Origin of the sequence: Blastococcus haudaquaticus (genome assembly GCF_900230285.1) — a bacterium.
Lineage (GTDB): Bacteria > Actinomycetota > Actinomycetes > Mycobacteriales > Geodermatophilaceae > Blastococcus_B > Blastococcus_B haudaquaticus.
The window spans coordinates 1,203,692-1,216,255 of the sequence record NZ_OCNK01000001.1 but is presented as its reverse complement, the minus strand read 5'-3'; the positions used below and the strand labels follow the sequence as shown (position 1 = coordinate 1,216,255).

Here is a 12,564-nt window from a genome sequence, read left to right as displayed (position 1 = left end):
TCGACCCCCTGTCCTGTTGCGGCCGCGGGCGCGAGTGCTCCGACGGTGGCGGCGCATCCCGCGTGGGTCCGGTCACCCGCGTCCCTTCCGGGTCCTGAGCGCCGCGAGGGGCTCCCGGACCTCCGGGACACGGGCGATCACGAGACCCGCGAGAGCCACGCCGCCGATGACCACGGTACCGACCAGGACCGTGACGAGCGACCCTGCCGGGGACGTGCCGACGAGGTCGTCGGTCACGTTCCGGACAAGGAGCCCGGCGCCACCGGCCACGACGGCGACGGCGGTCATGCGCAGCAGCGGCCCGAGGGTCGCCCCCGACCGCCGCCCACCCAGCTTTCGGCGCAGGGCGACGTCCCCGATGACCCAGCCCGCCACGTAGGTGATCCCGGTGACGAGCATCAGTCCGGCGACGACGTGCTCGGGGTCGACGACGGTGGGGACCAGGAGCAGGAGGGGCACGCGGACGGCGACCATCCCGATCTGGATCAGCGTGGGCGTCCGCGCGTCCTTCATGGCGTAGAAGACCCGCAGCTGGAGCAGCGTCACCGCCATGGGCAGCAGCCCGAAGGCCCCGACGGCGAGCGCGGTCCCGATGGCCGCCGCCTCCTCGAGGGAGGTGTTCCCCCGGGCGAAGGCCAGGACGCCGATCGGAGGCCCCAGCACGACCAGCGCCGCGGTGACCGGCAGCAGGCCCAGTGCCGAGAGCCGGGTGCCCAGTGACAGGTCGTCCGTCACCCCGGTCACGTCCGACCGGGCCGCGGCCCGGCTCATGCGGGGCAGGAGCGCGGTCAGCAGGGCGACGCCGATGATCCCGTAGGGCATCTGGAACAGGAGGCTGGCGTAGGAGAAGGCCGTCGAGCCCAGGCCGCCCTCGCGGGTCGCCGCGTTCGCGATCCGGGTGGCCACGACGACGCCGAGAGCGCTCACCGCCGAGTAGCCGACGACCCAGAGGCCCAGCGTGCCCGCCTCCCGGAGGCCGGTCTCCCGGAAACCCCAGCGCGGGCGCAGCGGGACCCCCGCCTTCCCGAGCAGCGGGAGCAGGACCAGGGCCTGGACGGCGATGCCGAGGGTCGTGCCGATGCCCAGCAGCCAGACCTGGCCGGGGGTGATCGTCGTGGGCGTGAGGTCCAGGGGGTCGCTGGCCGCGAGGAACAGCGCGCCGGTGGCGATGACCACGACGTTGTTGAGGACGGGCGCCCATGCCGGTGGCCCGAAGACCCCGCGCGAGTTGAGGACCGCCTGGGCCAGGGCGCCGATGCCGTAGAAGACGACCTCGACCAGCAGGATGCGGGTCAGCCAGGTGCCCAGCTCCACCTGACCCGGGTCGTCGCTGATGCCTGCGAGCCGGGTGAGGAAAGGAGCGGCGAGCACGGCCAGGGCCGTGACGAGCGTCAGGGCGGCCACGGCGATGGTGGCCAGCCGCTGCGTGTAGGCGACCCCGCCGTCGGCGTCCCGTTCCTGGGCGTGCACGAGGAGCGGGACGACGACCGAACTCAGCACCCCGCCCAGCAGGAGCTCGTAGACGATGTTCGGCAGCGTGTTGGCGGTGGTGTAGGCGTCGGCCACCAGGGTGACGCCGAGCGCGGCGGCGAGCACCATCGTCCGCAGCAGTCCCGTGATGCGCGAGACCAGCGTGGCGACCGCCATGGTGCCGGCGGCGCGGAGGATGCCACCAGCGGCGCCGGGCGCTCCCTCGCGCTGGTCGGCCTCCTCCTCGGTCTCCGCCACCGGCCCGCGCGGGACCGGGGGCAGGACCGTGATCACCTGGGTGAAGTTGTCGTCGGCGGCCGGGACCCAGCGGTTGCGCAGCGGCGGCAGCGGCGGCAGGGGTCGCGCAGGGGGCCGTGCCGCGGCGGACGGCCGCGGGACGGGCGGGGGCACCGGCGGCTGGCCCGACGGTGCGCCGCCGGACCCCTGGTCGGCGAACGGCGCCGAGGGCGGGGGTGTCGCCCGGTACGGCGGCGGGGGCAGCGACGGGCCACCTGGCCGTCGCTGCGGGCGGGGAGTCGCCGGGGGGACCGGTGGGCGTCCGGCGCGCACCTCGTCCGCGGCGGGCCGGTCGTCCGGCCCGGCGGTCACACCGGGCTCCGGTTGGGCGGCTGCAGGGTGGCGCCCTCGGGCCCGCCGGCCGGCTCGCCGGGGGCGGTCGCGCGGCGGCGGAGCACGAAGTTGACCAGCCGGCGCAGGAAGAGCAGGCCGAGCAGCACGGCCGCCCCGATCGTGATGATCAGGGAGATGGAGCCGTAGGCCGTGCTCTTGACCTGCAGGGAGATCTCGTCGCCTAGCGGCCGGCCCGTGGGTGTCGTCAGCTGGGCCCGGACGGCGAACCCGCCGGCCTGGCGGACCTCCGTGGGCACCGTGAGGGTCGTCCGCTCACCCGGGGCCAGGGTCTGGAGGCCCATGTCCCCGATGGACAGGCCGCTCCCGCCGCGGGCGCGCAGGTCGAGGAGCACCTCGACGGTCACCGGGAGGTCGTTGCGCACGGTCAGCACCAGCGGTGCGTCGCTGGAGCCCAGGCTGTACGTGCCGTCGGCCGGCGCGAGCAGCGTCACCCGGCCGAGGACGTCGTCCAGGGCGCTCTCCAGGGCGGCACTGACCGCCCGGAAGTCCTCGGCGTCGTCGCGACGGGTGGCCGACGCGGCACGGGAGATGGCCGCGTCGTAGCTGCGCAGCGCGAGATCGGCGTCGCCCACCACCGCGCCGGCCAGGTCCTCCCGGCTGGCGGCGGCGGCGACGAGGCCGGCGACCCCGGTGGGGTCGAGGGCGGGTGCCTCCGGCGGGCCGGCGAGGTCACCCGCGGGAACGGGGGTGCCGGCGGACAGCTCCGCGACGGTCGCCGGACGCAGCCAGGGCAGGCCCGCGGTGTCGGCCATCATCGCTCCGGCGCCCTCGGGCCCGGCATCGAGCTCGCGCGGAGGAGCGACCAGCACGGTCTGCTCGGTGCCCTCGGGGGCCTGCAGGCTCAGGACGGCGAGCTCGGCGAGATACCGCTGCTCGGCCAGGCGGGCCCCCCCGTCGACCTGCTCCGCGGCACCGACGAGCGCACCGAGGGTCGGGTCGGCGACGAGCGCCTCGACCGTTCCGGAGGCGGTGGCGATCGTCGTGCGGGCGGCGGCCGTGGGGTCGGCGTGTCCCGTGGCGTCCTCGCCGTCGGTCAGCCCGTCCGCGCCGAGGACGACGCGCTCCACTCCGCCGGCCTGCAGGACCCGCAGGGTGTCCGCGCGGACGGCGCCGCCCGCGGCCCAGGCGAGATCGGTGCGCGGCTCGACGTCGAGGGCGTCGGACAGGATGGCGGCTCCGGCGCCGGTGTCCCCCGGGCCCGCGTCGGGTTGCGGAGCGGGGGACTCCGGCGCGCCGCTGGTGCTCGCCGCCGCTGCGCCGTCGTCGCTGCGGGTGGTCCCGGGCGGGTCCTGGGCGGTCCCCGCAGGGGTACCCGGCAGGCTCCGGGCGAGCACGGCGGGGATGCCGGCGCCGACCACCGCGTCGGCGTCGACGTCTCCGTAGGCCAGGGCGACGACCGGGTGGACGGCGGCGACGTCCGCCAGCCGCTCGAGGAAGGCGGCGGCGTCGTCGGTCCCCGTGCCCGCCCGCCCGTCGACCTCGTAGGGGCCCTGGGCCATGAGCCGCAGCTCCTCGACGAGCGCCGGGTCGATCGCCAGGGTCACCTGCAGGGCGGGGGCGACCACCGTCCCGTCGCCGGTCGCCCCGCCGGGCAGCCGCTCGATGACCGCGAGCGCCCGGTCCAGCCGACCACCGCCGGCGACCGCCTCGGCGAGACCGTCGTCGCGGAAGCCACCCGAGGGGGTGCGGTGCGAGGGCTCGACGAGCGGCCACAGCCAGGCCACGGCCGTGCGCGCCGTGGGCGCCGCCGGCTGCTGGACGACGTAGGTGGAGAGCTCACCGACCCGCTGCTGCTCCGCGCCGTCCACCGCGCCGTTGACGTTGAGCAGCACGGGGTAGACGCCGTCCTCGGTGAGGCGGAGCGTCTCGGACGGGACGGTGTAGCTGAAGTCCAGCTCGGCGCCGGCGGCCAGCTCGCCGTCCACGGGCTGGAACGGCGACATGACGGTCGTCGCGGGATCGGGGTCGCGCTGGTCGAACGCCAGGTCGGCGCGCGTGGTGATCACCTCGCCCCGCTGCAGCCGGACGCTCAGGTCGGTGATCGCCGAGGACCCGGTGTTGGTCAGCGTGCCGGTCACGGAGACCAGCGAGCCCGGCGTGATGGTGCGCGGCTCGAACCGGCCCACCTCGATGCGGACCGGCCGGTCGCCCTCGGTCGCGTCCGTCACCGGCGCTGCCAGCGGCGAGGCAGGAACCGGGGGTGGCGCGGCCGACGCCTGGGTCGCGGGCACCCCGAGCGCGGTGAGACCGATCGCCGTGGCGAACAGGGGTCCGGCGGCGGCGCGGAGCAGTGCCGGCCGCGTCATCGGACCTCCTCGCCGGCGCGCGTGGGCCGCGGAACGCGGGTGCGCGCTCTGCCGTCTCGACTTCGCAAGCCGGGTCAGGCGCTGTCGGCCAGCAGCGCCGGCGCCCGCTCGACCAGGGCCCGTTCGTCCGCGTAGGCCAGTCGGCCGTTCAGTTCCTCGAGGGGCACCCAGGCGACCTCGGTGACCTCGACGTCGGCATCGGAGAGCGCGCCACCGATGGCCCGGAGCAGGAAGTGGTGGACGGTCTTGTGCACGCGGCGACCGTCGGCGACGAACCAGAAGTCGATGATGCCGAGGGGCGCGACGACCTCACCGATGATCCCGGTCTCCTCGGCCACCTCGCGGACGGCGGTGTCCTCGGGCGTCTCACCGGCCTCGATGTGACCCTTCGGCAGCGACCAGAGGAGCCGGCCGCGGCGGTCGGTGCGGCCGATCAGGGCGGCACGAGGCCCTGTCACACCGTCGTCGGCCACCACCAGGCCCCCGGCGGAGGTCTCGTCGACCCGGCGCAACCGGCGGCCGGGGCGTCCACGCGCGCCCGTCCCAGCCATGCCAGGAGGGTAGCGCGGGGGTGGGCGGCGAGGCGCCCGGCACTACTCTGACTCGTCGTGTCCGATCAGCCTGCGCGTCCTCCTTCCCCCGAGCCGGTGCCCCCGGCCGTCCAGGAGACGGTGCGCGAACTGGTCGAGCTCTCCCCCGTGCTCGTGGAGCTGGGCCAGCGGTTCACCGACGCGGGCTTCGAGGCCCACCTGGTCGGCGGTTCGGTCCGGGACGCGCTTCTGTCGGCGGGCGCGGGCGGCCCGCGGGTCCCGGGCGACCTGGACGTGACGACGGACGCCCGCCCCGAGCAGATCCTCGGGCTGCTCCGGGGCTGGGCCGGTTCCACGTGGAACACCGGCATCGCCTTCGGCACCGTGGGCGCCGAGATCCGTGGGGTGCGGGTGGAGATCACCACCTTCCGCGCCGACCGCTACGACCGCGAGTCCCGCAACCCCGAGGTCGCGTGGGGCGACTCGCTCGTCGACGACCTCGTGCGCCGGGACTTCACGGTGAACGCGATGGCCGTCTCGTTGGGTCCGGACCGCAGTGTCACCGATCCGTTCGGCGGCCTGGGCGACCTGCTGGCCCGCCGGCTGCGCACACCCGGCACGGCTGCCGACTCCTTCGCCGACGACCCCCTGCGCATGCTGCGCGCCGTCCGCTTCGTGGCCCAGCTCGGTCTCGCACCGGTGCCCGAGGTGGTCGAGGCCATGACCGCGATGTCCGGCGAGCTGGCGCGGATCACCCCCGAGCGGGTGCAGGCCGAGCTGTCGAAGACACTCCTGCAGGACTCGCCGCGGGAGGCGCTGCAGCTCTTCGTCGGGACGGGACTGGCCGACGTCGTGCTCCCGGAGTTGTCCGCGCTGCGGATGGAGATCGACGAGCACCACCAGCACAAGGACGTCTACACGCACTCGCTCACGGTGCTCGACCAGGCGATCGCGCTGGAGAAGGCGGCGGTCGCGGCCGGTGAGGACGGTGCGTCGCCCGACCTGGTGCTGCGGCTGGCCGCGCTGCTGCACGACATCGGCAAGCCGGCCACCCGCCGGCACGAGCCGCGCGGGCGCGTCTCCTTCCACCACCACGAGGTGGTCGGCGCCAAGCTGGTCCGCAAGCGCCTGACCGCGCTGCGCTACCCGAAGGAGATCGTCGAGGACGTCTCCCGGCTGACCTTCCTGCACCTGCGCTTCCACGGGTACGGCAGCGGCGAGTGGACCGACTCCGCGGTGCGCCGCTACGTCACCGACGCCGGCGACCTGCTCTCGCGGCTGCACAAGCTCGTCCGTTCGGACTCGACGACGCGCAACAAGAAACGGGCGGCAGCGCTGTCGGCCACCTACGACTCCCTCGAGCAGCGCATCCGCGAACTGTCCGCGCAGGAGGACCTGGCCCGCGTCCGTCCCGACCTCGACGGCAACGCGATCATGTCGATCCTCGGCCTGGGCCCGGGCCCCGAGGTGGGCCGTGCGTGGCGGTTCCTCAAGGACCTGCGCCTCGAGCGCGGGCCGCTCGACCCCGACGACGCCGAGGCCGCACTGAAGGAGTGGTGGGCGACCCAGGGCTGACCTCCCTGGGGTGACTCCCCGCGCGCCGGACTCCAGGTTCTCCCGGGTGTGCCGACAATCCGGACGTGGACCCGTTCGATCGCACCGTGGGCGACCCGGACCGGGAGGGCGGCGCCCTGCCGTCGTCGCCCACCGGTCGGGTGCCGCAGTGGGTGCTGGACGAGGCCGCGGGCGTCCGGGTCGACCCGATCCCGTGGCGCTCCCCCGGGCCGCCGCCGCGACCCGTGCGCCGGCGCGGCCGGAGGCTGCTGCGCGGGCTCCTCGTCGTCCCGCTGGTCGTCGTCCTGAGCCTTGTCGCCGCCGTGCTGGTGGGGCCGAGCACCTCGCCCTGGTCGTCGGTGACCCCGGCCCCGCCCACCGCCGTCCCCTCGGCCACGCCACCGACCCCCACATCGCCGCCGGACCGGCCCACGGCCGGGATCGAGGCCGCCCGCCGCCCGCTCGGGACGCCGCTCCCCGCCCCGCCGGAGGGCGGCCCGTACGGCTTCATCGCCTTCCAGCCCGACGGCGTCACGCCGGTCACCTACGACCCCTGTCGCCCGGTGCACTACGTCCTGCGCCCCGACAACGCGCCCCCCGGCGGCGAGGAGGCCGTCCACGCGGCGTTCGCCCGGCTCTCGGAGGTCACCGGTCTGCGGTTCGTCCACGACGGTCCCAGCGACGAGCCCACCACCCTGGACCGCCCGGTGTTCCAGCCCGACCGCTACGGCGACCGCTGGGCGCCGGTGCTGGTCGCGTGGGAGACCGAGGAGCAGAACCCGGCCCTGGCGGGCGACACGGTCGGCCAGGCCGGCAGTGTCGCGGTCTCCCTGGGCGAGGGGACGCGGGTCTTCGTCTCCGGGACGGTCTCGCTGGACGCCGGCCGCCTGCCGGAGATCCTGTCCTTCCGCGACGGTGCCGAGACGGTGCGGGCGATCGTCCTGCACGAACTGGGCCACCTCGTCGGCCTGGCCCACGTCGACGACCCGGCCCAGCTGATGTACCCCGAGGCCCGCCGGGAGGTGCCCGACCTCGGTCCCGGTGACCTCACCGGCCTGGAGGTGCTGGGCAGTGGCCCCTGCGTGCCCGAGCTCTGATCGCGATCCCGCGGGTCAATGCCGGCGGGTCATCCGCGCGGAGGTGACCGCGGCGAGCAGATAGCAGCCGGTGACCACCACGGGCACCGACAGGGAGACGCCGGACTCCGGCAGCGCGGCGGCGCCCACCACCAGGGCGAGGACGAACGTCAGGTTGAACAGCGTGTCGTAGACGGAGAAGACCCGGCCGCGGTAGTCGTCCTCCACCGTCTCCTGCAGCGTGCTGTCCACGCAGATCTTCACGCCCTGCGCCACGAACCCGAGCAGCACCCCGACCAGGACGACCGACCACGGCGCCGGCTCCAGGGCCAGGGCCAGCTGGGCCGCCCCGCCGCCGACGAGGAGGGCCGGGACCCACCGCCGGGTGCCCATGCGGCGCACGACCGCCGGCGTGACGGCGGCAGCGGCGAGGGTGCCGACCGCGGCGGCGGCCACGACCTGACCCAGCCCGAGGATCCCGCCGGGGAACGGGCTCCCGCCCGCCGGGAAGGTGTTCCGGTAGAGGAGCAGCGCCATGAGCGTGAAGACGCCGTAGCAGAGCCGGTGCAACCCGATCGCCAGCAGCGCGGCCGCCGCCGGAGGACGGGCGGCCACGTGCCGCGCACCGGCCACCATGCCGAGCACGGTGTCCCGGGCGGACGCGCGAGCCGATCGGCGGACGGGATCGGCCGGGTGGTCGGGTCCCAGATGAGGCCGGGGGAAGCCGCGCACCACGGCCGATGCACCGAGATAGGGCAACCCCGCGGCGAGCGCCACGGCGGCGTACCCCGGATCCGCCGAGCTGGTCGCCTCCAGCACCAGGATCGCCGCGGCTCCCCCGAGCACCGTGGACACCCCGCCGGCCGTCGTCGACAGGGCGTTCGCCGGGACGAGCGAGGGCTCGTCGACCGTGTGCGGCAGCCCCGCCGACAGCGCGGAGAGGACGAACCGGTTGACCGAGAAGACGGCCAGCCCGGCCGAGTAGAAGGCAGCTCCCTCGACGCCGCCCAGGACGAGCGCAGCCACCACGGCCACCAGGCCGGCCCGGACGACGTTGGCGACCAGCAGGACCTGCCGACGGCTCCAGCGGTCGAGCCAGACACCGGCGAAGGGGCCGACGAGCGAGTACGGCAGCAGGAGGACGGCGAAACCCGCGGCGATGTCGGCCGGCTCGGCCGCCCGCTGGGGGTTGAACAGCACGGTGCCGGCCAGTGCGGCCTGGAAGACGCCGTCGCCGAACTGCGACAGCAGGCGCGTGGCCAGCAGGCGCCGGAAGTCGCCGCGGCGCAGCACGGGGCGGACGCCCGTCACGACCTGCGGCACGCGGTCACCCTACGGAGGGACGACGCGGTGGCCGGGCGTGATCGGCTGGCGCGGAGCTGCGAGTGGGGCACACTGGTGGGGATGACTCCGGTGCCCTCGTCACCCGATCCCGAGTCCGGCCCGCCCGTGCGGCCCGTGACCGGTCGACGACGCGTTCCAGCCGTGCCGGCGCTGACGATCGGCTCCCTGGACGACGTCCGCCCGGGCTCGCTGCTCGTGGCGATGCCCGCGCTCACCGACCCCACGTTCGCCGGCACCGTCGTCTACGTGCTCGACCACTCCGACACCGGCACGCTGGGCGTCGTCCTCGGCCGCCCGAGCCAGGTGGAGATCCGCGACGTCCTGCCGGGGTGGTGCGACCTCGCCGTCAGCCCCGGGGTGTTCCACGTGGGCGGGCCCTGCGAGACCGACACCGCCCTGTGCCTGGCCACCTGTCCGTCCGCGACCGCGGAGGGCGACAGCCCGCTGCGCCGGGTCGCCGACGACGTGTACCTCGTGGACCTCGACCGCGACCCGTCGGAGCTGGAGGAGGAGCTGACCGGGCTCCGCGTCTTCGCCGGCTACGCCGGCTGGTCGGCGGGCCAGTTGGCCGGGGAGATCGCCGAGGGGGCGTGGGCGTGCGTGCCGGGCCGGGCCGACGACGTGCTGAGCCAGGCGTCGGGCCCCGTGCTCTGGCGCGAGGTCATGGGTCGGCAGTCCGGACGCCTCGCAGTGCTCTCGACCGCCCCAGCAGACCCATCCGTCAACTGAGGGTGCCCGGATCGCTCCGGATCTGGTAGGAAGGAACCCGGGAGAGGGCGGTCTGGGGAAGAGGCCGCCCTCTCCTGTTGTCTTCGGAGCCCGGGTGTCCGCAGAACCCCGGTGCGTTCAGATCCCCAGCGCCGCCGCGACCTCCGGGTACGCCGCCGCCTCAGCGGTCTGGTCGTCGGCCGGCAGGTCGATGCGCCGCATGCCGTGGTCCGACAGCGTGATCGTGACGTCGAAGCCGCCCTGGGCCACCGTGGTCACGAACTGGGTGAGCAGGTCGTCGGACGAGGAGACGGCGACCGTCCGCCCGCCCGGCAGGCCGAACAGCGTGGTCAGGCGGCTGTCGATGGAGCGCTGGCCCTGCCAGGTGTAGCCGCCGTCGAGGAAGGACCGGGGGTCGTCCGCCGCGCGGGCGGTGAGGTTGAGCAGTACCTCGGTGAGGACGTCGACCAGGAGCGGGACGCCGTCCTCGGTGCCGGTGGTGACCGGGCGGCGCAGGTAGCCGGCCGCGGGCCCCCCGGCGGCTGCGAGTGCCTTCGCCATGCCGGGGACGTCGCCCACCCACACGTCCTCCGGGGTGAAGAAGAGCGTCCGGGTGTCCTCGGGGCGGCCGTCGTCGAAGCTGGTGACCGCCTGGGCGCGGCCGACCCCCTCGCGGAAGTCCACGGATCCGGTGAGGGTGAGCAACCGGCCCTCGCCGTAGGGGGCCGTCGCGACGAAGTCCGCTCCTCCGCGCTGCTGGTTGCGCTGCAGGAGGGCGGCGAGCTGCTGCGCCTCCGCCTCGGTGACCCCGCCCCCGATGGGCCGCCCGGCGGCGTCGTCGGCGGTGCAGCCGGTCATCAGAGCCAGTCCCAGGGCCGCCGCGACGACCAGTCGGACGACGCGGGGAGGCATGTGGAGCAGCGTAGGCAGCGGGCGGCTCCACACCCCGCAGGACGCGGCAGGGCCCGCGTCCCCGGAGGAGACGCGGGCCCAGGCGAGGTACTGGAGCGGCCACCCTTCAGGGTCCCGCGCCGAGCCTGCGAGGCGTCGGGGGAAGGGTGGTCCTTGTTCAGCGCTCGATGGTGCCGGCGATGAACGCCTCGACGGCGTCGCGGGCCTCGCTGTCGTCGTACTGCACCGGCGGGCTCTTCATGAAGTACGAGGACGCCGACAGGATCGGGCCGCCGATGCCGCGGTCCTTGGCGATCTTCGCGGCCCGGACGGCGTCGATGATGATGCCGGCCGAGTTCGGCGAGTCCCACACCTCGAGCTTGTACTCCAGGTTCAGCGGGACGTCGCCGAAGGCGCGGCCCTCGAGGCGGACGTAGGCCCACTTGCGGTCCGACAGCCACGGCACGTGGTCCGACGGGCCGATGTGGACGTTGCCCTTGCCCATGTCGCGGTCGACCTGGCTCGTGACCGACTGGGTCTTGGAGATCTTCTTGGACTCCAGGCGCTCGCGCTCGAGCATGTTCTTGAAGTCCATGTTGCCGCCGACGTTGAGCTGCATGGTGCGGTCGAGCTGGACACCGCGGTCCTCGAACAGCTTCGCCAGCACGCGGTGGGTGATGGTGGCCCCGACCTGGCTCTTGATGTCGTCTCCGACGATCGGGACACCGGCGGCGGTGAACTTGTCCGCCCACTCCTTGGTCCCGGCGATGAACACCGGCAGGGCGTTCACGAAGGCCACGCCCGCGTCGATGGCGGCCTGGGCGTAGAACTCGGCGGCCTGCTGCGAACCGACGGGCAGGTAGCAGACGAGGACGTCGGCACCGGACTCCCGCAGCGCCGCGACCATGTCCACCGGCTGCTCGTCGGACTCCTCGACGATCTCGCGGTAGTACTTGCCGAGCCCGTCCAGCGTGGTGCCGCGCTGCACGGTCACGCCGAGCGGCGGGACGTCGGCGATCTTGATCGTGTTGTTCTCGCTGGCGACGATGGCCTCGGAGAGGTCACGCCCGACCTTCTTGGCGTCCACGTCGAACGCGGCGACGAACTCGACGTCGGAGACGTGGTACTCGCCGAAGCGGACGTGCATGAGCCCCGGGACCGACGTGGTCTCGTCGGCGTCCCGGTAGTACTCCACGCCCTGCACGAGCGAGGCCGCGCAGTTCCCGACGCCGACGATGGCGACCTTCACTGACCCCATGGGTTCTCCTTCTCCGAGCTGGTGCTCTCTGTCGTGGTCGCCTCTCGGCGTTCGGTGTCGATCAACTCGTTCAGCCAGCGGACCTCGCGGTCCACCGACTCGAGGCCGTGGCGCTGGAGCTCGAGGGTGTACCGGTCCAGCCGCTGCCTGGTCCTGGCCAGCGAGGAACGGAGGCCTTCCCGCTGCTGCTCGACGGTCCGGCGGCGACCCTCGAGGATGCGCAGCCGCACGTCGGCGGCGGTGTGCCGGAAGAAGGCCAGACGGACGCCGAAGAGCCCGCCGTCGTCGTAGGCCTCCGGGCCGGTCTGGCTGACCAGCTCGTGGAAGCGTTCCTTGCCCTCCGCGGTGATCGTGTAGACCACCTTGCCGCGCCGGCCGGTGAGCGGTGGGGCGTCCGCCGGCAGCAGCGCACGCGGATCGGGCTCGTCGCTGGAGATGAGCCCGGCCGCCCGCAGGCGCTTGAGCGCCGGGTAGAGGGACCCGTAGGAGATGCTCCGCATCCCTCCGAGCACCTCGGACAGCTGCTTGCGCAGCTCGTACCCGTGCATCGGGGACTGGTGGAGCAGACCGAGGATGGCGAACTCGAGCATCGCGCCTCCCTCAGCCGGTGTTCCCGATGTATCGAGACGATACATCGAAGCCATGACATGGCGACCCTCGGGGTCGCGCCGAGTGGGCCCCGGAGGGGTCCGCGCAGCAGAAGGACCCCGCTGCCGCCCACCGCTCGCAAGCTCGCGGCGGGCCCCTGCAGCGCGGCCCGGCGGCTCCGCGGTGTC

The 12,564-nt window shown here is 74.5% G+C and carries 10 protein-coding genes; 3 read left to right on the top strand and 7 right to left on the bottom strand.

Annotated elements, in window-relative coordinates; genetic code table 11:
• Positions 1-72: 72 nt before the first annotated feature.
• From murJ to CRP30_RS05900, 3 genes are all read right to left on the bottom strand, one after another.
• Positions 73-2,079, bottom strand: coding sequence for a murein biosynthesis integral membrane protein MurJ (gene murJ, locus CRP30_RS05910; RefSeq protein WP_235003192.1), 2,007 nt, complete (start codon positions 2,077-2,079; stop codon positions 73-75).
• Positions 2,076-4,427 carry a DUF6049 family protein gene (locus CRP30_RS05905; protein WP_097182924.1) on the bottom strand — a complete coding sequence of 784 codons (2,352 nt, stop codon included), beginning with the start codon at positions 4,425-4,427 and terminating at the stop codon, positions 2,076-2,078. The genes murJ and CRP30_RS05905 overlap by 4 nt, the downstream gene beginning before the upstream one ends.
• Positions 4,428-4,501: 74 nt before the next feature.
• Positions 4,502-4,978 carry an NUDIX hydrolase gene (locus CRP30_RS05900; protein WP_097182923.1) on the bottom strand — a complete coding sequence of 159 codons (477 nt, stop codon included), beginning with the start codon at positions 4,976-4,978 and terminating at the stop codon, positions 4,502-4,504.
• 57 nt (positions 4,979-5,035) lie between these two features.
• Between CRP30_RS05900 and CRP30_RS05895 the strand changes: the two genes are divergently transcribed.
• Both CRP30_RS05895 and CRP30_RS05890 read left to right on the top strand, forming a co-directional pair.
• On the top strand, positions 5,036-6,532 hold the full coding sequence (locus tag CRP30_RS05895) for a CCA tRNA nucleotidyltransferase (RefSeq protein ID WP_235003191.1): 1,497 nt from the start codon (positions 5,036-5,038) through the stop codon (positions 6,530-6,532).
• A 65-nt stretch (positions 6,533-6,597) separates the two neighbouring features.
• A complete protein-coding gene (locus CRP30_RS05890; RefSeq protein WP_235003190.1) occupies positions 6,598-7,608 on the top strand; it encodes a matrixin family metalloprotease in 1,011 nt (336 codons plus the stop codon).
• 15 nt (positions 7,609-7,623) lie between these two features.
• Here the strand turns inward: CRP30_RS05890 and CRP30_RS05885 are convergent, their stop codons facing one another.
• Positions 7,624-8,910 (bottom strand): MFS transporter, encoded by a 1,287-nt coding sequence (locus CRP30_RS05885; protein WP_097182921.1) that lies wholly within the window; start codon positions 8,908-8,910, stop codon positions 7,624-7,626.
• A gap of 162 nt (positions 8,911-9,072) precedes the next feature.
• Between CRP30_RS05885 and CRP30_RS05880 the strand changes: the two genes are divergently transcribed.
• Positions 9,073-9,660 carry a YqgE/AlgH family protein gene (locus CRP30_RS05880; protein ID WP_235003189.1) on the top strand — a complete coding sequence of 196 codons (588 nt, stop codon included), beginning with the start codon at positions 9,073-9,075 and terminating at the stop codon, positions 9,658-9,660.
• Positions 9,661-9,777: 117 nt separating this feature from the next.
• Here CRP30_RS05880 and CRP30_RS05875 read toward each other — a convergent pair whose 3' ends face one another.
• The 3 genes from CRP30_RS05875 to CRP30_RS05865 form a co-directional block, all read right to left on the bottom strand.
• The gene (locus CRP30_RS05875) at positions 9,778-10,551 is read right to left on the bottom strand and encodes a hypothetical protein (protein ID WP_097182919.1); all 774 of its coding nucleotides are present in this window, start codon (positions 10,549-10,551) and stop codon (positions 9,778-9,780) included.
• A 157-nt stretch (positions 10,552-10,708) separates the two neighbouring features.
• Positions 10,709-11,788, bottom strand: a complete 1,080-nt coding sequence (locus CRP30_RS05870) for an inositol-3-phosphate synthase (protein ID WP_097182918.1) — start codon at positions 11,786-11,788, stop codon at positions 10,709-10,711.
• Positions 11,776-12,378, bottom strand: coding sequence for a PadR family transcriptional regulator (locus CRP30_RS05865; protein ID WP_097182917.1), 603 nt, complete (start codon positions 12,376-12,378; stop codon positions 11,776-11,778). Before CRP30_RS05865 ends, CRP30_RS05870 begins: the two co-directional genes overlap by 13 nt.
• Between the last annotated feature and the right edge of the window lie 186 nt (positions 12,379-12,564).